We start from the raw sequence: 20828 nt of genomic DNA, 5'->3' as shown, positions 1-20828 counted from the left end.
CCGCAACGGCCTGCGTGACCGATGTAGCGTCGGGCTGTCGGCGACGTCGGCCTATAACCTCCGCCGCCGCCCCGATGCCCATGCGTTCCGCCATGCGTGGGATGCCGCGACCGATTGCGGGATGCGGCGGCTGGTCGACGCCGCGCTAGCTCGCGCGGTCCACAGCGTGCCCGTTCGCATATTTTACAAGGGCGAACAGGTGGGCGCGCGGCGCGAATATCTCGAACGGGTCGCGATGTTCCTGATGCGCACGCGCGCCCCCATCGCTTTGGCGCCGCAGGGTCAGGCGACGCAGGCCGCGGCGCCGCGATTGCCGATGGTGACCCTGCCGAAGCCCGGCTGGCCGAGGCGCTCGCGCGGATCGGCGTGCCCGCCGACCCGCCGCCCGCCGACCCGATGCGCCTGCCCGGCCCGGCCGCCGACGACCGCGATGGCGCGGAACCAAGTGACTGATTTCAAAGGCCCGGAGGTGACAAGTTTGACAAGTTAAGGCAAAGCGGGCCCGAATGAATGACACCGCTCCCACCGTCCCCGAACCCGGCGGCCCCGAAAAGGGCGCAACCTTCTATCACGGCACCCGCGCCGATCTGGCCGTCGGCGACCTGCTCGCCGCGGGTTGGACCAGCAATTACGGCACGGAAAAGCCGCTATCGTGGATCTATTTCTCCGCCGCGCTGGAATCCGCGATCTGGGGCTGCGAACTCGCCGCGGGTGACGGCCGCGAGCGCATCTACATCGTCGCACCGACCGGCGACTGGTTCGACGATCCCAATCTCACCGACAAGAAATTTCCCGGCAACCCGACGCGCAGCTATCGCAGCCGCGCACCGCTGCGCATCGTCGGCGAAGTCGAAAGCTGGACCCCGCACCCGCCCGACGTTCTCGCCGCGATGAAGGACGGCCTCGCCCAGCTGAAGGCCGAGGGGAAGGATGTGATCATCGACTGACCGGGCGGGCGGGGCCGCGGCGCCGCCGGGATCAGCTGCTCGGGCGCTCGTCCTTGTAGAAGGGCCGGTCGCCGGCGATCGTCACCCGCTCCATCCGGCGCACCGCGGGGAAATAGTCGGATGCCGCATAATGCTGGCCGGCGCGATTGTCCCAAAAGGCGACCGACCCCGCCTCCCAGCGAAAGCGGCACTGATATTCGGGTATGGCCGCCTGCGCGTAGAGATGCGTCAGCAGCCAATCGCTCTCCTTCTCGCTCAGCCCCTCGATATGGCTGGTAAAGGCGGTGTTGACGTATAGCGCCTGCTCGCCGGTTTCGGGGTGGGTGCGTACCACCGGGTGGCGCTGCGGCGGATATTGGTCGTGCAGTTCCTCGGGCCGCTTGCCCAGCCGGCGGGCAAAGACGCGGGCGATGTCGTGAACGGCGGTCAGGCCGCGGCACCAGTCCTGCATCGCCGGCGACAGGCCGCGAAAGGCGGCGCCCATGTCGGCGAACAGCGTGTCGCCGCCGACGGGCGGTACCTCGACCGCGCGCAGGATCGACCCCAGCGACGGTTCGGCGCGCCAGGTGACGTCCGAATGCCACGCATTCTCCTGCCCCTTCGAATCGGGGCCATAGGCGATGTGCAGCACTTCGGGATCGGGCTGGTCCTTGGGCGTCGCGGGGTGAATCTCCAACGTCCCGAAGCGGCGGGCAAAGGCGATATGCTGCCGCGCGGTGATGAACTGGTTGCGAAAGAAGATCACCTTATGTGCCAGCAGCGCGGCGCGGATTTCGGCGATCGTCTCGTCATCCTGCTCGGCCGACAGGTCGATTCCATCGATCTCGGCGCCAATCGACGGGGTCATCGGCGTGACTTTCAGGCGGGCAAAACTGCGCGGCGACGCGGCGACGTTCATGGCATCTCTCTCCAACCGTTCCTGTTTTCAGCAGCGAATAGGCGCCCTCGCCGCCGCCGAGTCAAGGCGGCCGCTCCGGCCCGCGACGGAACCACGGGAGGCATTCGCGGGTCTTCTATGACGGAAGACCTGCGCTCCACCCGGCCGTCCCCCGGCCTTCCCCCCGACAGGTCAGGAGAGACGATATGAAAAAAGCAACGATGCTCACCCTCGCCCCCCTCGCCGCGGCGACCGCGCTGGCGGGCTGCGCCTCGACCGGCAGCTATGGCTATGACGATGGCGGCTATGGCTATTACGACAACAGCTATCACGACCGCTACGGCCGCTACGACTGGAACAATCCCGATCCGCGCTACGGCGGCTATTATGCCGACAATTATTACCGGAACGACCGGCGCTACCGCGAACGCCGGATGTCTGATGGCGACCGCATCTATCGCGGCCGCGACGGCAAATATTATTGCCGTCGCTCCGACGGCACCACCGGGCTGATCGTCGGCGGCATCGCGGGCGGCGTCCTCGGCAACGTCATCGCGCCGGGCGATTCGAAGACGCTGGGCACGGTGATTGGCGCCATCGGCGGGGCGGTCGCTGGCAATGCGATCGACCGCGGCAGCAAGAAGGACGACGTGCGCTGTCGCTAAGCGTCTCCGCCGGGCCGGCCTGTGCCGGCCCGGCGCACCGCCTCAATTCTCGAGCGTGTGTTCAAGCGTGATTTCGCAGTTCAAAAGCTTCGAGATGGGGCAATTGGCCTTCGCATCGGCAGCGATGGCCGCAAAACGGTCCGCCTCGATCCCCGGCACCCGCGCCGTCAGCGTGAGTGCCGATTTGGTCACTGCAAAGCCGTCGCCATCCTTGTCGAGCGTCACATCGGCCTTGGTATCGATCTGCCCGTCGCTGAACCCTGCCCGTGCCAGTGCGAAGGACAGCGCCATCGTGAAGCAGGACGCATGCGCCGCCGCGATCAGCTCTTCGGGATTGGTGCCGGGCCCGTCCTCGAAGCGCGAAGCAAAGCCATAGGGCTGCGCATCGAGCGCGCCGCGCGCCGTCCAGATATGCCCCTTGCCGTCCTTGCCGAACCCTTCGTACCGCGCCGAACCGCTGTTGACCGTCATCGCTTTACTCCTTCTGATGGCTTTCTCTTTGCAGGAAGCCCGCAGCGCTGCGATGGTTCCGGATCAGCGCGCAACACCGGCCTCGTCGAGCTCGCGGCCCAACCGGCCGGTCAGCCACAGCGCCCACATGCGAAAATCGGCGGCGAGGCTCCACAAGGGATAGGTAAAGGTCGCCGGGCGATTCTTCTCGACCCCGAAATGCGCCGCCCAGGCAAAGGCATAGCCCGCGACAGGAAGCGCAGCGAACAACCACCAGCGCCCGGTCGCAAGCGCGGCTACCGCCAGCAGCACGACGAGCGATGTCCCCACATAGTGCAGCGCCCGCGTGCGCGGCTTGCTATGCTCGCGCAGGTAGAAGGGCCAGAATTCGGCAAAACTGCTGTAAGTGCGTGCCATGACGGCAAGATGCGCAGGGTCGCGGTGCGGGTCAAGCCCGGCAACGCACTACCCCGCGCGGCTCAACCGGACGAGTGCAGCGTCGAGCGCTTGCAGGAATTGCGACCGGTCGGCCTTTGAAAAGGGTGGCGGCCCGCCGATCCCGGCTCCCATGCCGGCACGCAGATCGGCCATGATCGCGCGCGTCGCGATGGCCGGTCCGATCGAGGCTGTAGTGAACGGCTTGCCATTCGGCGCCAACACGGCCGCCCCCGCCTTGAGCGCGCGGTCGGCGAGCAGGATATCGGCCGTGACGACGATGCTGAGCGCATCGGCCTCCGCCGCGATCCAGTCGTCGGCAGCATCGAAACCGCCGGACACGGTTATCCGCTCGATCAGCGGGTGGTCGGGGACGCGCAGACGGCTGTTGCTGACGACCTTCACCGGGACTTCGTGGCGCCAGGCGACGCGGTAGATTTCGTCCTTCACCGGGCAGGCGTCGGCGTCGACCAGGATCGTCGGCGCCCCACTCATCCGGCGATCCCGTCCCATAACAGCTTCGCACCCAGCAGGACCATCAGGCCGTAGACGATCACATAGAAGCGCGCGCCGTCGATCCGCTTCAGCCAGCGCACCGTCAGCAGCGTCGCGACGATCGCCAGCGGCATCAGGAGCAGGGCCGCGACGATCACCTCGTGCGGGAAAGCGCCGAGCGCCAGATAGGCGGGAACCTTCATCCAGTTGACGATCGCGAAAAGGATGGCGCTGGTCCCGATAAAGCTGAGGTGCGGCAGCTTTCGCGGCGTCACCCACATCTGGAACGGCGGGCCGCCGGCATGCGCGATCTGGCTCGTGAACCCCATCAGCCCGCCGAACAGCGTCCCCACCCAGCCCGGCGAGCGCGACGCCGCGACGATGCGTCCGCCGCGTTCGACCCACAGGCGATAGAGGCCGAAGGCGAGCGTGATCGCACCGAGCGCCGCCATCAACTGCGCCTCATCGACGCGGTCGGCATAATAATATCCCGCCGCAACGCCCACCGCCGCGCCGGGGAGCATCCAGCCGATGACCCAGCCGTCCCACGTCTTGCGAAACGACCACACGCTGATGACGTCCTGCACGATCAGGATCGGCAGCAACAAAGCCGCCGCGGTGGCCGGCGGCAGCACCAGCGCCGCCAGCGGCGTTGCGAGCGCGCCGACCCCGGCCAGCCCGCCCTTCGCCATGCCGAGCAGGATGACCGCGACGATCAGCACCGCGAGCGTCAGCGGATCGGCAAGGATGCTCATACGACCGGCGGGTCGACCGCGTCGGGCAGCCGCCAGTCGATCGCGCCCCGGCCGTGCGCCTCCAGAAAGGCATTCGCTTGGCTGAACGGCCGCGACCCGAAAAAGCCGTTATGCGCCGACAAGGGCGACGGATGCGGTGCGCGCAGGATCAGGTGCGGGCCGTCGGCGCCCAGTCCCGGCACGTTCGCCGCCTTGCGCTGCGCATGGCTGCCCCACAGGATGAAGACCTTGGGCGCGGGGTCGGCAGCGACCGCTGCGACCGCAGCGTCGGTGAACTTCTCCCACCCCTTGCCCTGATGCGACGCCGCCTGCCCGCTTTCGACCGTCAGCACATTGTTGAGCAGCAACACGCCTTGTTCGGCCCAATGCTTCAGATATCCGTGCCGCGCGGGCGGGATGCCGAGGTCGCTCGCCATTTCCTTGTAGATGTTGACGAGGCTGGGCGGCGTGCGCACGCCCGGCTGGACCGAAAAGCACAGCCCGTGCGCCTGTCCGAGCCCATGATAGGGATCCTGTCCCAGGATGACGACGCGGACGTCCTGCGGCGGCGTCGCATCAAGCGCGGCGAACCAGTCGCGGGGGCGGGGAAAGATTGTCTTCCCCTTCGCCCGCTGTTCGCCCAGAAAGGCCCTGAGCTGCGCCATATAGGGCTGGTCGAACTCGCCGCCGATGCGCGCGAGCCAGTCGGGATGCAATTTGACATCGGCCATGCCGGCGCTTGACCAGAGCCGCGCCGCCTTGTCCAGCGTCCATTCCCTCGCTAGGCGGTCTGCAACGGCCATGGCACCGGAGGAGTGGGCGAATGACGCAGGAACGGGATGGCGCGATCGGCGATGCCTTGACGCTGCTTGAGGCCGTGGTGCGCGCGCGCCTCGCCGCGGGCGACGCCGGCGCCTCCTACGTCGCCAGCCTCGCCGCCAAGGGGCGCGGAAAGATCGCGCAAAAACTGGGCGAAGAAGCGACCGAAACGGTGATCGCAGCGCTGACCGAGGACGATGCGGCGCTGACCGGCGAGGCCGCCGACCTCGTCTTTCACCTGACCGTCCTGCTGGCCGAACGCGGCATCGGCTGGGATGCCGTCGCCGCCGAACTCGCCCGCCGCCACGGCATTTCGGGCCACGCCGAAAAGGCCGCGCGCGCGCCATAGCTGTGAGCCACAACCGGCACGAACCCAGGAGTCCCCATGCCCATCGACGCCACCCTGCCCTATGACGAGAATAATATCTTCGCGCGCATCCTGCGTGGCGATCTGCCGTCGAAACCCGTCTATGAAGACGAATTCGCTTTCGCCTTTCACGACATCAATCCGCAGGCGCCGCTCCACATCCTCGTGATTCCCAAGGGCGCCTATGTCAGCTGGGACGATTTTTCGGCACGCGCCAGCGATGCCGAAATCGCGGGTTTCATCCGCGCCGTCGGCAAGGTGGCCCGCGACCAGCAGCTCGTCGAACCCGGCTACCGCCTGCTCGCCAACATCGGCGGCCATGGCGGGCAGGAAGTGCCGCATCTCCACGTCCATATTTTCGGCGGCCAGTGGCTCGGACCGATGCTCGCGCGCTGAGCTTTCCCATGCTGCTGTGACCCGTGTCACAGCGGCGCCCCGCCCTCCGGCTAGGCGGGACCGGTACGCGGGGCATGCTGGACAGTTGCACCTGTTTCCAGCAGGATAATGACGGGTCCAGACGGGGAGACGACTCGATGATGACGGGATGGCGTGGGCTGGCGAACCGGCTGGCCGGCAAGATGCGATTCGCGCTCATCGTGCCCGTCGCGGTTGCGCTTGCGGCCGCTGGCGGCGACACCGTCCCGCAGGTCACGCTCGCCACGCCGAGCAGCGCCGGAAACGGCGACGGCACGATCAGCCGTTTCACCCTGCGCTTTTCCGAAGACATGGTGCCGCTCGGCGATCCGCGCGCCAAGGCACCCGCGACGAACGACTGCAAAGTGCCGTCGACCGGACGCTGGGTCGATACGCGCACATGGGTTCTGGAATTTGCCAAATCGCTCCCCGGCGGTGTCAGCTGCCATGTCGAACTGCGCGCCGACCTGCGCACGGCGCGCGGCGTCAGCGTCGTCGGCAACGACCGGTTCGAGATCGACACCGGCGGTCCGTCGGCGCGCGCCGTCCTGTCGGGCGACCGCTATGACGGGATCGAGGAAGACCAGATATTCCTCGTCGCCACCAACGTCGCGGCCGATCGCGCCTCGGTGGGCCGCTATGGCTATTGCGCCGTCGATGGCATCGGAGAGAAGATTCCGCTCGACGTGCTGCCGCGCGAAACGACCACCGAAATCCTGACCGGCGTCGGCGACGGCGACTGGCGGCGACAGCAGTTCAGCTACGATGCCGGCCTGCCGCTGCGGCTGCCCGCAGCAGGCGCCGATCGCGAAGCGATGCTCGACCGGATCGTCCCGGTCAAATGCCGCCGTCCGCTGCCCCCCGGCCGCGAAATGGCGCTCGTCTGGGATGCCCGCATCGCCCAGCTTGGTGCGCCGAGCCGTACCGCCGGCCGCGATCAGCGCTTCGACTATGATGTGCGCCCCGTTTTCACCGCCAAGATGGCGTGCAGCCGCGTCAATCCGCAGGCGGGCTGCAACCCGATCAAGGATGTCGTGCTGAGCTTCGCTGCTCCGGTCGCGCGCGCGGCCGCGCTCGCCGCGACGCTGAAGACCTCTGACGGCAAACAGCTGACGCCCAAAGCGAGCGACGACGACAAGAACGATGCCTGGCTGACGCAGGTGCGCTTTGCGGGGCCGCTGCCGCAGAATGTCGACGCGACGATCGTGCTGCCCGCCGACATTCGCGATCAGAGCGGCCGTGCGCTGCAGAATCAGTCGAACTTTCCGCTGAAATTCCACATCGACCGCGCCCCGCCGCTGGTCAAGTTCGCGGCCGACTTCGGCATATTGGAGGCAAGCGAGGGCGGCGTCCTGCCGGTTACCGTGCGCGGCGTGGAAGCCTCGCTGGTCCAGCGCGGGCTCAAGATGCCCGCCGCGACCCTGCGCGTCGGCGATGACGATGCCGCGGTCGCGCGCTGGCTGAAGCGCGTCGAGGATGCCGGCAAGACCGACTTTCGCGATGAGAAGAACGCGAAGGGCGAGGATATCAGCGTCAATTACACCGGCACGACGTCGGTATTCGATGGCGCCCCCGCAGGCGGCGAGCGGCGCGACCTGCAACTGACCCCGCCGGGTGGCGGCAAGGAGTTCGAGGTCGTCGGCATCCCGCTCGCCGAAAAGGGCTTTCACGTCGTCGAAATCGCCAGCCCCGAACTCGGCGCCGCACTGCTGGGGCGCAAGGCGACCCGCTATGTCGCAACCGCTGCGCTCGTCACCAACATGGCGGTGCATTTCAAATGGGGCCGCGAATCCTCGCTCGCCTGGGTGACCGCGCTCGACACCGGCTTGCCCGTGGGCGGCGCCGATGTCCGGATCACCGACAGTTGCACCGGGCGCCTGCTCGCGCGCGGTACCGCCGACAAGGCCGGCCGGCTCGCCTTCCCAACCGGCCTCCCCGAGCCCGAAACCTATTCGAGCTGCGAAGAGGATGCCGACCCCGCGAACAGCGAAGGCCATGCGCTGATGGTGTCGGCGAGATCGGGTGACGATTACAGCTTCACGCTGACCGATTGGGGTGACGGCATCCGTCCCTATGATTTCGACCTGCCCTATGGCTGGTCCGAACGCGACGATCTGTTGCACACCCTGTTCGACCGCTCGCTGGTCAAGGCCGGCGAAACGGTCAACATGAAGCATGTTCTGCGCCGACAGGTCGGCCAAGGATTTGCGATACCCGAGGCGATGACGGGCAAGCTGCGCCTCGTCCATCGCGGTTCGGACACCGAATTCGACATGCCCTTCGCGATCGACGCCAACGGCAGCGGCGAAAATGTCTGGAATGTGCCTGCATCGGCGCCGATGGGCGATTACGACCTTGTCTTCGTCACCAAGGACAAGAAGGGCGAGGAAAAGACGATCTGGTCGTCCGAATCGATCCGCGTCGACGAATATCGCCTGCCGACGATGAAGGCAGCGATCACCGGCCCCAAGACGGCGTCAGTGCGGCCGACGCAGGTGCCGTTGTCGCTGTTCGTCGGCTATTTGTCGGGCGGCCCGGCGGCCAATCTGCCGATCGAGATCCGCACCGATTTCACCCCGCGCTGGTCACCGCCCGAAGACTATCGCGACTGGGATTTCGACGGCAAGCCGGTGAAGGAGGGCATCGTCCAGCTCGACGACAGCGGCGACGAGCCCGAACCCGACATGCCACTCGCGCGCTCGACGCCGCTCGTCCTTGACGCCAACGGCAGCGCGCAGACGAGCATCACCGTCGATCAGCCGATCGTCGAACCGACGCAGATGGCGGTCGAGATGGACTATGAGGATGCCAATGGCGAAACGCTGACCAGCCGCCGCGGCATCATGCTCTACCCCTCGGCGGTGCGCCTCGGGCTCAAGACCGACGGATGGCTGATGCGCGACAACGACCTGCGGCTCAAATTCATTGCGCTCGATCTCGACGGCAAGCCGATCGCGGGGCAGCGCATCCAGGTTGCGCTCTACAATCGCGAGATACTGACCGCGCGGCGGCGCCTGATCGGCGGCTTCTATGCCTATGACAACCAGATGCGCACGACCCGGCTCGGCACCAGTTGCACCGCAACGACCGACAAGCTCGGCCGGGCGAGCTGCGCGATGGCGCCCGGCGTGTCGGGCGAGGTGACGGTGGTCGCAACCACGGTCGATGCCGATGGCAACGAAGCGCGCGCGGTCCGTTCGGTCTGGCTTGCGGGCGATGACGATTGGTGGTTCGGCGGTGACAATGGCGACCGCATGGACGTGATCGCCGAAAAGCCGCGCTATGCCGCCGGCGACACGGCGGTCTTCCAGGTCCGCATGCCCTTCCGCGAGGCCACCGGCCTCGTCACCGTCGAACGCGAAGGCGTGCTGTCGAGCTTCGTCGTCCCGCTGAAGGGCACCGACCCGATTGTGAAGGTCAAGCTACCAGCGACCTATGCACCCGACGTCTATGTTTCGGTGATGGCGGTGCGCGGCCGCGTAACCGGCGGCGAGAGCTGGTTTCGCAAGATGAAGCGCGCCGTCGGCTTCAAGATCGAGAATAGCGAAGGCGCGCCGCCGACCGCGCTCGTCGATCTTGCCAAGCCGAGCTATCGCCTCGGCATCGCGCGCATCAAGGTGGGTTGGGAAGGGCATCAGCTCGACGTCAAGGTCAAGGCGGACAAGGCGAAATATGCGATCCGCGACAATGCCAAGGTCGCGATCGAGGTGCGCACCCCGAACGGCAAACCCGCGGCGGGCGCCGACGTCGCCTTTGCGGCGGTCGATGAAGCGCTGCTCCAGCTTTCGCCGAACAAGAGCTGGGAACTCCTCGATGCGATGATGGGCGAACGCCCGCTCGACGTGCTCACCTCGACCGCGCAGATGCAGGTCGTCGGCAAGCGTCACTATGGCCGCAAGGCGCTGGCGCCCGGCGGCGGCGGGGGCGGCGACCTCAGCGGCCTGACGCGCGAGGATTTTCGTCCCGTGCTGCTGTGGAAGGGCCATGTCGCGCTCGACAGCAAAGGCCGCGCCGTCGTCGACGTGCCGCTTTCCGACAATCTTTCAGCCTTCCGCCTCGTCGCGATCGCGACCGACGGCGCCCAATATTTCGGCACTGGCGAAACGAGCGTCCGCACCGTTCAGGATCTGGGCGTCTTTGCCGGCCTGCCCGACCTTGTCCGCACCGGCGACACCTATGATGCGCGGTTCACGCTGCGCAACGGCACCGATCAACCGATGGAGGTGGTCGCCAACGCCACGCTGTCGCCCGCAATTGCGACCGCGCCGCCGCTCACCGTCACGATCCCGGCGGGCGGTGCGGTGCCAATCAGCTGGTCGATGACCGCGCCCGCCCAGCCCGGCCCGCTGCAATGGACGGTCGAAGCGGTGTCGAAAAATGGCAAGCAGCGCGACCGGCTCGTCTTCGACCAGCAGGTCGAACCGGCGGTGCCGATCGAAACCTGGGCCGCCAGCCTTGTTCGCGTCGGCTCGACCAGCAGCCTGCCGATCGGCGTGCCCGCGGGCGCCTTGCCCGGCGGCTATGTCGATGTCACCCTCGCGGGAACGCTCGCACCGCCGCTCGCCGGAGTGCGCGATTATATGGCGATCTATCCCTATAATTGCTTCGAACAATCGACCTCGCGTGCGATCGCGCTCGGCGACCTCGGTCGCTGGCAGGCGCAGGCAGGCGCCCTGCCCACCTATCTCGATAAGGATGGGCTGCTGCGCTATTGGCCGAACGACCGGCTCGACGGTTCGGCCGAGCTTACCGCCTATGTCATGGCGGTGACCGCAGCGAATGGCTTTGCGATCCCCGAAGAGCCCAAGGCACGGATGATCAAGGCGCTGCAGGCGGTCGTCGAAGGACGGCTGACGCGCCGCGGCTACGGCCCCTATGATCTGCGCCCGGTCCGCATCGCCGCGCTCGCCGCGCTGGCCCGCAACAATGCCTCGAGCGCACAGCTCGTCGCCGCGATCGACGTCAAGCCCGTCGATATGGCGACCGGCACGCTTGCCGACTGGCTCGTCGCGATCGAACGGACGCCGGGGGTCCGCGGCGCCGCAGCGCTGCGCACCGCGGCCGAAGCCGAACTGCGCAAGCGGCTTGTCTATGAAGGCACGCGGCTCGACCTCGTCGACGACGCGAAGGCGCCCTGGTGGATGATGACCAGCGGCGACGAAATGGCGATCAAGGCGCTCGAAGCCGTGCTCGGCCGCAAGGGCTGGGAAGAGGACACCGGCAAGATGATGGTCGGCGTCGCGCAGCGCCAGCGTCGCGGCCATTGGGATACGACGCCTGCTAATGCCTGGGGCGCCATTGCGGTCCGCCGCTTCGCCGAGCTCAATCCGGCAAGCGCGATCACCGGCGTGACCCGTATCGCGCTCGGCGGCGGCAGTGCGGCGCAGACCTGGTCGCTTCCCGCCGACGCCGCGCCGCTCAGCTTGCCGCTGGTCAGCGGGACGATGAGCCTGAAGCAGGAAGGCACCGGCAATCCGTGGGCGACGGTCAGCGTACGCGCGGCCGTCCCGCTCAAGGAACCGCTCGACGCCGGCTACCGGATCAAGCGGTCGGTCAGCATCGTTAAGGCGGCGAACAAGGACCGGCTGACCCGCGGCGACGTGATCAAGGTACGGATCGAAATCGTCGCAAGTGCGGGCCGCACCTGGGTCGTCGTCAACGATCCTGTCCCGCCCGGCGCGACGATCGTCGGCAATCTGGGCGGACAGTCCGAGATGCTCGGTGCCCAGGCGACCGTATCGAACTGGCAGCCGAGCTATGTCGAGCGGGGCCGCGACAGCTGGCGCGGCTATTATGGCTGGATGCCCGCCGGCACCCATGCGGTGGAATATGTCCTGCGCCTCAACGGCTCGGGCCGCTTCACCCTGCCCCCTACGCGGGTCGAGGCGATGTATTCGCCCGCAATCCGCGGCCAGTGGCCGAACGGTGCGATGACGGTCGCGGCCGCGGCGCAGTGATGGATCTGCGGCCCAACATGTTCCTCCCTGTCGCGCAGCGATGGGGCGGTGGCAGCGCGCAGCGCTGACGGAGGGGCTTTTGACGCACCCTTGCGGCCCCTCCACCATCCTTCGGATGGTCCCCCTTCCCATGCCCTTGGCACGGGGAGGATTTGTCAGGCGTTTCGATCGATGACGACAACCCCGAGCCGCCGCTGGTTCGATATGCTGGCGTGGGTGGCGCTCGCCGCGCTGGTCCTCGCCACCGCCGCGCACCTGGTTACGCGCCCGCCGGCGATGCCCGACTATGATGCGGTGCGCGCTGCATGGAAGCCGAGCGAAGCATGGCTTTACGACCGCGAGGGGCGATTGCTCGACAGCGAACGCGTCAATTTCGAGCGCCGCCGCCTTGCCTGGGTGCCGCTGAACGACATCAACCCGGCGGTGCGCGACACGGTGGTCGCGGCGGAGGACAAGCGCTTCTGGTCGCATGGCGGGGTCGACTGGCTGGCGATAGCGAGTGCCGTACGCGCCCGCTGGACCGGCGGACGCTCGCGTGGGGCCTCGACGTTGCCGATGCAGCTTGCCGCCTTTCTGGCGCCCGAACTCGCACAGCCCGGCCAGCGCGGCTGGCTCGCCAAGCTGCGCCAGATGCGCGCGGGACAGGAACTCGCGGCGCATTGGACGCACGACCAGATGCTCGAAGCTTATCTGAACCTCGTCCCGCTGCGCGGCGAAATTCAGGGAATCGGCGCGGGCGCCGAAAATCTGTTCGGCAAGCGTCCGGCCGACATGAGCGGCACCGACGCCGCGTTGCTCGCGGGTCTGCTGCCCAATCCGGCGGCAAGCCCCGACGCGCTCGGTGCACGCGCCTGCCGCATCGCGCATGCCGCCGATTGCGGCGCGATCCGCGCCGCGGCAGGCGTGCTGACCTCGGGCGAGCGCGCCGCGCGCTACGACCCGGCGCTCGCGCCGCACCTCGCGGTGCGCCTGCTCGACAAACCGGGCAAGCGCGTCACCTCGACCATCGACCGCGACGTTCAAGCCGCCGCGATCGTCGCGATGCGGCGCCAACTCGCCGGGCTCGGCCCCGATCGCGTCCGCGACGGCGCGGTCGTCGTCCTCGACAATGCGACCGGCGAGGTGCTCGCCTATGTCGGCGGTGTGGGCCTCAAATCGACCGCGGCGCAGGTCGACGGCGCCAATGCGCGGCGGCAGGCGGGCTCGACCCTGAAGCCGCATCTTTACGCGCAGGTGATCGAGCATGGCTGGCTGACCGCCGCCTCGATCCTCGACGACAGCCCGGTTCAGCTCGACACCGCCTCGGGCCTCTATGTTCCCAAAAATTACGATCACAGCTTCAAGGGGCCGGTCAGCGTGCGCAGCGCGCTCGCTTCGTCGCTCAACGTTCCGGCCGTGCGCACGCTCGTCATCGACGATGTGCAGGAATTTCGCGACCGGCTCTGGGCGCTCGGCTATCACGGGCTGGTCGAGGACGGCGAATATTATGGCTTCAGCCTTGCCCTCGGCTCGGCAGAAGTCAGCCTTGTCGAACAGGCGAACGCCTTTCGCACCCTTGCCAATCTCGGCCGCTGGTCGCCCGTCCACTTCATCATGGGAGAACCGCGCGGCGAGGAACGCCAGATCGTCAATCCGGGGGCCGCCTTCATCGTCGGCGACATATTGGCGGACGCGTCGGCGCGCACCGATGCCTTCGGCGCCGACAGCGCGCTGCGCCTTCCCTTCTGGGCCGCGGCGAAGACCGGCACGTCGAAGGGGATGCGCGACAATTGGTGTATCGGTTTTTCGGATCGCTACACAGTGGCCGTCTGGGTCGGCAATCTCGAGGGCGATTCGATGCGCGCAGTGTCGGGCACATCGGGCGCGGCGCCGGTCTGGCGCGACGTGATGCTCGCGCTCCACGCGGGCCGGCCAGGCAAACCGCCGGCGATGCCGGACAATGTCGAAACGCGGCGGATCAGCCTTCCCGGCACGCGCGAACCGCCGCGACGCGAATATTTCCTGCGCGGCACCGCGCAAAGCGAAATGGCGGCCGCCCCGGCCGCCGCGCGCCGCCCGCGCATCACCAGCCCGGTCAGCGGCAGCGTCTATGCGCTCGATCCCGATATTCCGATCGACCGGCAGCGCTTGGCGGTGATCGTCAGCGGCGACGTCGCCGGTTACCGCCTGCTGCTCGACAAGGCGGTGCTCGGCGACGCCGACGCGGGCCAACAGCTTTTGCCGCGCCCCGGAAGCCATATCCTGACCCTCGTCGACCCCGGTGGACGGATGATCGACCGCGTCCGATTCACGGTGCGGTAAAGCGGACTGTCACACCTCTGAAATTAAGTTGCGCTGCCGCGAGGAGCGGTTAGTCTGCCCCGCCAGGAGACGGGCCCGTTCGGGGCCTCAAAGGGGATATTTGCATGATATTTGGTCGCGTCAAACCGCTCGACGCCATCTTGGCCACGGCCGAGAAAAAGTCGCTGCACCGAACGCTCGGTGCCTTTCAGCTCACGATGCTCGGCATCGGCGCCATCATCGGGACGGGGATATTCGTCTTGACCGCAGAGGCGGCGCAGAAGGCCGGCCCCGGCATGATGTGGAGCTTCGTGATCGCGGGGCTGGTCTGCGTTGTGGCGGCGCTCTGCTATTCCGAACTCGCATCAATGGTGCCGGTTTCGGGTAGTGCCTACACCTACACTTATGCTGTCATGGGCGAATTGCTTGCCTGGACTGTCGGCTGGGCGCTGATCCTCGAATATGCGGTAGCCGCATCAGCCGTGTCGGTCGGTTGGTCGGGCTATTTCGTGGGGCTCTTATCCAATGCCGGCATAGAATTGCCCATGTCGCTGACCGTCGGCCCCTATGCCGGCGGGATCGTCAACCTCCCGGCGCTGGTTATCGCACTGCTCGTGACTTGGCTGCTGATGATCGGCACGACCGAAAGCGCGCGCGTTAACGCCGTCCTTGTCATCATCAAGGTAACGGCCCTCACGATGTTCATCATTCTCACTCTGCCGATGATGCAGGGGAAGAACTTCGAACCCTTCCTGCCCAATGGCTGGTTCGGTCAGGCTTCCGGGCTTGGCGCCGTCGGCGCAGCCGCTTCGATCTTCTTTGCCTATGTGGGCTTCGACGCCGTTTCGACCGCAGCCGAAGAAACAAAGAACCCGCAGCGCAATGTACCGATCGGCCTGATCGCTTCGCTTGCTATCTGTACGGTGTTCTATCTCGCGGTGGCAGCGGGCGCGATCGGCACCGTCGGCGCTCAGCCGGTTTCAGGCCTCGGAGGCGAAATTCTCGCTCCTGGGTCGAGCGAACTTGCCGCGCGCTGCGCATCGCTCGCCGCTGCCGGCTCCGAACCGCTTGTCTGCTCGCGCGAAGCTCTGGCTCATGTTCTGCGTGAGATCGGCCACCCGGCGCTGGGCAATGCCATCGGTCTTGCCGCTTTCCTTGCGCTGCCATCGGTCATTCTGATCATGCTGTTCGGGCAGACGCGGATCTTCTTCGTGATGGCACGCGACGGCCTTCTGCCTGAAAAGCTCGCCACTATTCACCCCAAGTGGAAAACCCCGCACGTCGTCACGATGATCACGGGGGTCGCGGTCGCCTTCTTCGCCGCCTTCCTGCCCGTCGGCAAGCTCGCCGATATTTCGAACTCCGGCACGTTGTTCGCCTTTTTCATGGTCGCCATCGCGGTCCTGATTCTGCGCATAAAGGAACCCAACCGGCATCGGCCGTTCCGCACGCCTCTCGTGTGGGTCGTATCGCCGCTCGCCATTTTCGGCACGCTCGGTCTCTACATGAACCTGCCGTTCGACGCGAAAATGGTGCTCCCGGTCTGGGGTGGCGTCGGCTTGGTACTCTATTTTCTCTATGGCTATCGTCGCAGCCACGTCGGCCGCGGGATCGTCGAGGTGCATGAGGACGACGCCGATGCGCCGCCGCCGCCGGTGCCCCCGGCGCCGTCGTTCGACTGATGCGGCATCGTCGCGCGAATAGGAAAGGGGGCTTCGGCCCCCTCTCTTTTGCTCAACTTAATAGGGACTTTTCGGCGCGGTCCCCGGACGCGTGAACAGCTTGCCGCGCTCGGCCCAGAAGACCAGCGCCAGCCCGGCAATGCCCGACACCAGAAAGGCATAGGCAAGCGGCAGCGTCGTACCGTTGTAAAGCTGCCCGATCAGCGCGCCCATCACCGCGGCCAACAGCGTCTTGCAGAAGCTCTGATAGGAGGAGGCGACCCCGGCCATATGGCCGAAATCCTCCATCGCGATCGACCCGAAATTGCTGCCGATGAAGCCGATCAGCCCGACGTTGACCATCATCAGCGCGGTGAACATCCACAACGTCTCGGTGCCGCTCAGCGCGACGACGATCTGTACTGTTGCGGTCGCCATGAAGGCAAAGACCGCGCTCTGCGACACGCGCCGCGCACCGAAGCGCTCGACGATCGCCGCATTCGAGAAATTGGCGATCGCGATACCCGCGGCAACACAGGCAAAGACGAGCGGAAACCAGCTTCGCGCGCCGAACACTTCGGCGATGATCTGCTCGCTGCTGTTGAGATAGCCATAAAGCGCGCCCTGCATCATCGCGGACGCGATCATATAGCCCGCCGCCCGGCGGTGCCGCGTCACCGTCGCCCAGCCCGCGATCATCGTGCGCGCATTGAGCGGCCGGATGTCGGCCGGATCGAGCGTTTCGGGCAGGCGGCGCAGCCACAGCAGCATCACGACGCCCATCACCGCCAGCACGATGAAGATAGCGCGCCAGTTCGCGACCGCCGTGATCCCCGCGCCCATCGTCGGCGCGATCGCGGGAACGATCATGAACACCAGAAAGATCATCGACAGCCGCTTCGCCATCGCGTCGCCCGAAAAGAGGTCGCGAATGACCGCGACGACGATCACGCCGAGCGCTGCACTGATCATGCCGTGCCCGAAGCGCAGCGCGAGCAGCAGCGGGAAACTGTTCGCCAGCCCGCAGCCGATCGAAAAGGCGACATAGGCGAACAGGGCGGGCACCAGCACGCCCTTGCGGCCGAAGCGATCGGACAGCGGCCCGTAGAACAGCGAACCGATGCCGATGCCGAGCAAATAGGTCGAAATCACATATTGCCGGTCGTTCGCGACGGCGACCCCCAGCCCCTCGCCGATCGCGGGGAGCGCGGGGAGCATCGAATCGATGGCGAGCGCATTGAGTGCCATGACCATCGCCATCATGAACACCATTTCGCGGTCGCCGGGCATGCGGGACCGCTGGGCGGATTCGGTCATTTTGTGCATTGCGAAGGGCCTATGCGCCTCCGGCACGGTTTTGGATAGCCCCGCGCCGCCGAAAAGCTATGCAATGCAGCAGCATCGGCGCGGTCGGCAGTCCATGCCGCCCCATCTGCCCACAAAAAAAGGGCCGCTCCAACGGAGCGACCCCTCTCATTTCCGATATCCGGACGATCAGGCCTGACGGGTGCCCGTCATCGCCATCGAACCGAACGGGCCGGCCTTGATCGTGCCGGTCAGCGCGTCGCCGTCGATCGTCGCTTCGCATTCGAGCGTCATCGGCATCGGCACCTTCATGTTCATCGTCCACGTCAGCTTGTTGCCGTCGACCTTGCCATTCTCGACATCGAGCGAGCCCATCGCGCCGGCATTCTGGCCGGTGAAGCTGTCGCCGTTGCTGTTCACGGTGAAAACCGACTTCTGGTCGCCCATCGGCGACTTGGTAACGCAGTCATAATTGCCATCGACCTGAGACATCGAAACTCTCCTACTGAAACTAATGTTAGTTAGCGGGCTTCGCTGTTTCCACGGGCAGACCCAATCCGTCAAGCTGCGGTTTTACCACAGCGGCATCCCCGACGACGACATAGACGAGGTCGCCGGTACTCACCTCCTTGCGCGCCGCAGCATCGAGTTCCTCGGCCGTCATCGCCTCATATTTCGCCGGCAGCGTTTCATAATAATTGTCGGGCCGGTGATATTTGACGATCGCACGCAAGCCGCCGAGCACGTCGCCCGATGTCTCGAAGCTGCCCGGCAGTTCGCGTACGCTGCCGTTCGTCGTGCGTTCCAGCTCTTCGGCGTTTACGCCCTTGTCGCCGATGAACGCGGTCAATTCCTTCTGGAATTCGCGGATCGAATCGCCGGTGCGGTCGGCCTGCACCGGCGCCACCGCCACCCAGGTCACGCGGTCGGCTTCGCCCGAAACGCGCGAGCGCACGCCATAGGACCAGCCCTTGGTCTCGCGCAGGTTCATGTTGAAGCGCGAAAGGAAGCTGCCGCCGAAAATATCGTTCGCCTGGCGCAGTACTTCCAGATCGTCGCCGCCCTTCACGTCGAGCACCTTGCCCGCGATGATGATCGACTGCGGCGACTTGGGCCGATCAACGAGCAGGATGCGCGGCTGCGGCTTCGGAATCGCAATCTCGAAATGCTTTTCGGGTTTCGCGGTCTTCGGCGCCTTCCAGTCGCCGAAAGCGGCGTCGAGCTGCTTCGTGACGTCTTTCAGTGTCGTGTCGCCGACGACGAAGATGCGGGCATTGTCGGGGCGAATCCACGTCTGGTGGAATGCCGCGAGCTGGTCGCGCGTCGCGGCTTTGACCGCCGCTTCGTTGCCGAGGCCCGACGGCGGGATGCCATAGGGATGATCGGCGCCGTAAAGCACCGGCATCAGCACGCGGCTGGCGATCGCATTGGGATTGTTGAGTTCAGCGTTCAGGCGGTTGAGCTGCTGCGCGCGCACCCGCTCCATTTCCTTGCCGTCAAAGGCCGGGTTACGGATATAATCGGCGAGCAGGCCCAGCGACGCGCTGAGGTTCGGCTTGAGCGCGAACAGGCTGAACACCGTTTCGTCGGCGTTCGCCGAACCGTCGATCTGGGCGCCGAGGCGTTCCTTCGCTTCGGCGAAGGCGATTGAATCCTTGCTCGTCGTGCCTTCGTCCATCAGGCTGAGCATCAACGACTGGGTGCCGAGCGCATTGTGCGGATCGGCAGCATAGCCGGCATCGAAGCTCACCGCGACCTGCACCGTCGGTACCGCGGTCCGGCGCGCGAAGACGACTTCCATTCCGTTCTTCAGCTTGGCGCGTTCGATCGCCGGAAATTCGAGCGCTTTGAGGTCCATCACCGCTGGAAGCTGCGAACGATCGGCGATCGAGGTCGCCGTGCCGACACCCGTGTCAGGCCCGACGTCGCCGAGCGCCGCATTCCAGTAACGGTCGGGCGATACCGCCGTCACCGGCTTGCCTTCGGTGAAGGCGCCGCCACGATTTTCACCGCCTTCGGTACGCTCGCCGGGCGAGTAGGTCAGCGAGAAAGCCGGACGCGACATCCATTTGTCGGCCACCGCCTTCGCCTGCTCGGGGGTCACCTTCGCCAGCCGGTCGAGCTCGGTCTTGTAATAGGCGGGATCGTTCGAATAGAGCGCGCCCTCCGCGAGCGTCACCGCCTTGCCGCCAAAGCCGCCGACCGATTCCAGCCCCGAAATCGTACCGCCGAGATAGCTGGCCGCGGCACGCTGCAATTCGTCCGCGGTCGGGCCGGTCGCCAGGAAATCGGCGATCTGCGCGTCAAGCTTTTCGCCGACGACCTTGGGGTCGACGCCCGGCTTCACGTCGGCCTGCACGATCAGAAAGCCTGCATCCTCCAGCGTTTGCGCGAACGCCGCGACGCTGACCGCGACCGGGTCCTTGCGGACGAGCGCATTGTCGAGCCGCGACGACGACAGGCCGCCAAGCACCGCAGTCGCCATTTGCAGCGGCACCGATTCGGGATCGTTGAGGCCGGGAATCGCCCACATGCGGTAGATGCGGGTGGTCGGAATGAGATCCTTGACCTCCTTGGCGAGCGGTGCGGGAAGCGTCGGAACAGAGGTTTGCGGCGCCTTCACTTCGGGGCCGCGCGGAATGTCGCCGAACCATTCGGCGACCTTGGTCTTTGCGGTGGCAAGGTCGATGTCGCCCGCCAGCACGAGCACGGCATTGTTGGGGCCGTAATTGTCGCTGAACCACTTCTTCACATCGGCAAGGCTCGCCGTGTTGAGGTCGGTCATGGAACCGATGGTGCTGTGATGATAGGGATGCCCCTTGGGGAACAGATTTTCGAAGATTTCGTACCGCAGCAGACCGTAGGGATTATTGTCGCCCTGGCGTTTTTCGTTCTGGACAACGCCGCGCTGGTTATCGAGCTTTTCCTGCGTCACTGCGCCGAGCAGATGGCCCATGCGGTCGCTTTCGAGAAACAGCGCGCGGTCGAGCGCGCCGGTCGGCACCGTTTCGAAATAGTTGGTGCGGTCGGTATTGGTCGTGCCGTTGAAATCGGTCGCGCCGACCTGTTGCAGCGGTTCAAAGAAGTCGCCCGGCGAATTTTCCGAACCGTTGAACATCAGATGTTCGAACAGATGCGCAAAACCCGTCTTGCCCGCGGGTTCGTGCTTCGATCCGACGCGATACCAGACCGACACCGCGACCACCGGCGCCTTGTGATCTTCGTGCACGATCACGCGCAGTCCGTTGTCGAGCGTGAAGCTCTGGTACGGAATATCGACCGCCTTCACCAGTTCGGAAATCGGCGCGGGCTGCGCCTCCTTGGCTTTGGCAAGGGCGGGGCCGGCCGCGACGAGCGACGTCGATACGGCCAGGGCGACGGCAAAGCGATGGAAGCGGGTCATGGATATCCTCTTGAAACCG

The 20828-nt window shown here is 66.2% G+C and carries 17 protein-coding genes; 7 read left to right on the top strand and 10 right to left on the bottom strand.

What is annotated here, in order from left to right; genetic code table 11:
* Nucleotides 1–282: 282 nt before the first annotated feature.
* Entirely contained in the window at nucleotides 283–459 is a 177-nt protein-coding gene (locus AOA14_RS19755; protein WP_202988224.1) for a hypothetical protein, read from the bottom strand.
* Nucleotides 460–506: 47 nt separating this feature from the next.
* Between AOA14_RS19755 and arr the strand changes: the two genes are divergently transcribed.
* Nucleotides 507–947, top strand: a complete 441-nt coding sequence (gene arr / locus AOA14_RS10400) for an NAD(+)--rifampin ADP-ribosyltransferase (protein ID WP_062901746.1) — start codon at nucleotides 507–509, stop codon at nucleotides 945–947.
* 31 nt (nucleotides 948–978) lie between these two features.
* Here arr and AOA14_RS10395 read toward each other — a convergent pair whose 3' ends face one another.
* Entirely contained in the window at nucleotides 979–1845 is an 867-nt protein-coding gene (locus AOA14_RS10395; protein WP_062901745.1) for a TauD/TfdA dioxygenase family protein, read from the bottom strand.
* A 185-nt stretch (nucleotides 1846–2030) separates the two neighbouring features.
* Here AOA14_RS10395 and AOA14_RS10390 point away from each other — a divergent pair, with 185 nt between their 5' ends.
* On the top strand, nucleotides 2031–2489 hold the full coding sequence (locus tag AOA14_RS10390) for a glycine zipper 2TM domain-containing protein (RefSeq protein ID WP_062901744.1): 459 nt from the start codon (nucleotides 2031–2033) through the stop codon (nucleotides 2487–2489).
* Nucleotides 2490–2531: 42 nt separating this feature from the next.
* Here AOA14_RS10390 and AOA14_RS10385 read toward each other — a convergent pair whose 3' ends face one another.
* The 5 genes from AOA14_RS10385 to ung form a co-directional block, all read right to left on the bottom strand.
* The gene (locus tag AOA14_RS10385) at nucleotides 2532–2960 is read right to left on the bottom strand and encodes an OsmC family protein (protein WP_062901743.1); all 429 of its coding nucleotides are present in this window, start codon (nucleotides 2958–2960) and stop codon (nucleotides 2532–2534) included.
* Between the two features lie 63 nt (nucleotides 2961–3023).
* Entirely contained in the window at nucleotides 3024–3356 is a 333-nt protein-coding gene (locus AOA14_RS10380; protein ID WP_062901742.1) for an Mpo1-like protein, read from the bottom strand.
* Nucleotides 3357–3404: 48 nt separating this feature from the next.
* Nucleotides 3405–3869 (bottom strand): YaiI/YqxD family protein, encoded by a 465-nt coding sequence (locus AOA14_RS10375; protein WP_062901741.1) that lies wholly within the window; start codon nucleotides 3867–3869, stop codon nucleotides 3405–3407.
* Nucleotides 3866–4624 (bottom strand): sulfite exporter TauE/SafE family protein, encoded by a 759-nt coding sequence (locus AOA14_RS10370; RefSeq protein WP_062901740.1) that lies wholly within the window; start codon nucleotides 4622–4624, stop codon nucleotides 3866–3868. Before AOA14_RS10370 ends, AOA14_RS10375 begins: the two co-directional genes overlap by 4 nt.
* Nucleotides 4621–5334, bottom strand: coding sequence for a uracil-DNA glycosylase (gene ung / locus AOA14_RS10365; RefSeq protein WP_062903110.1), 714 nt, complete (start codon nucleotides 5332–5334; stop codon nucleotides 4621–4623). The genes AOA14_RS10370 and ung overlap by 4 nt, the downstream gene beginning before the upstream one ends.
* A 92-nt stretch (nucleotides 5335–5426) precedes the next feature.
* On the opposite strand from ung, the gene AOA14_RS10360 reads away from it, so the two are divergent.
* From AOA14_RS10360 to AOA14_RS10340, 5 genes are all read left to right on the top strand, one after another.
* Nucleotides 5427–5771, top strand: a complete 345-nt coding sequence (locus tag AOA14_RS10360; RefSeq protein ID WP_062901739.1) for a phosphoribosyl-ATP diphosphatase — start codon at nucleotides 5427–5429, stop codon at nucleotides 5769–5771.
* A gap of 36 nt (nucleotides 5772–5807) precedes the next feature.
* A complete protein-coding gene (locus tag AOA14_RS10355; protein WP_058812989.1) occupies nucleotides 5808–6185 on the top strand; it encodes a histidine triad nucleotide-binding protein in 378 nt (125 codons plus the stop codon).
* 137 nt (nucleotides 6186–6322) lie between these two features.
* Nucleotides 6323–12160, top strand: coding sequence for an alpha-2-macroglobulin family protein (locus AOA14_RS10350; protein ID WP_082819895.1), 5838 nt, complete (start codon nucleotides 6323–6325; stop codon nucleotides 12158–12160).
* Nucleotides 12161–12331: 171 nt separating this feature from the next.
* The gene (gene pbpC, locus AOA14_RS10345) at nucleotides 12332–14461 is read left to right on the top strand and encodes a penicillin-binding protein 1C (protein ID WP_062901738.1); all 2130 of its coding nucleotides are present in this window, start codon (nucleotides 12332–12334) and stop codon (nucleotides 14459–14461) included.
* Nucleotides 14462–14565: 104 nt separating this feature from the next.
* Nucleotides 14566–16122 (top strand): amino acid permease, encoded by a 1557-nt coding sequence (locus tag AOA14_RS10340; protein WP_062901737.1) that lies wholly within the window; start codon nucleotides 14566–14568, stop codon nucleotides 16120–16122.
* 57 nt (nucleotides 16123–16179) lie between these two features.
* Here AOA14_RS10340 and AOA14_RS10335 read toward each other — a convergent pair whose 3' ends face one another.
* The 3 genes from AOA14_RS10335 to AOA14_RS10325 all read right to left on the bottom strand — a co-directional run bounded on the left by AOA14_RS10335 (nucleotide 16180) and on the right by AOA14_RS10325 (nucleotide 20809).
* The gene (locus AOA14_RS10335; protein ID WP_234178499.1) at nucleotides 16180–17391 is read right to left on the bottom strand and encodes a multidrug effflux MFS transporter; all 1212 of its coding nucleotides are present in this window, start codon (nucleotides 17389–17391) and stop codon (nucleotides 16180–16182) included.
* Between the two features lie 204 nt (nucleotides 17392–17595).
* Complete coding sequence (locus AOA14_RS10330) at nucleotides 17596–17898, bottom strand: hypothetical protein (RefSeq protein WP_062901735.1); 303 nt, start codon at nucleotides 17896–17898, stop codon at nucleotides 17596–17598.
* Nucleotides 17899–17923: 25 nt separating this feature from the next.
* Nucleotides 17924–20809, bottom strand: a complete 2886-nt coding sequence (locus AOA14_RS10325) for a M16 family metallopeptidase (protein WP_062901734.1) — start codon at nucleotides 20807–20809, stop codon at nucleotides 17924–17926.
* Between the last annotated feature and the right edge of the window lie 19 nt (nucleotides 20810–20828).

The organism is Sphingopyxis terrae subsp. terrae NBRC 15098 (assembly GCF_001610975.1).
Lineage (GTDB): Bacteria > Pseudomonadota > Alphaproteobacteria > Sphingomonadales > Sphingomonadaceae > Sphingopyxis > Sphingopyxis terrae_A.
Note: the sequence above shows the minus strand (reverse complement) of the source record. Positions and strands in the feature narration are given on the sequence as shown.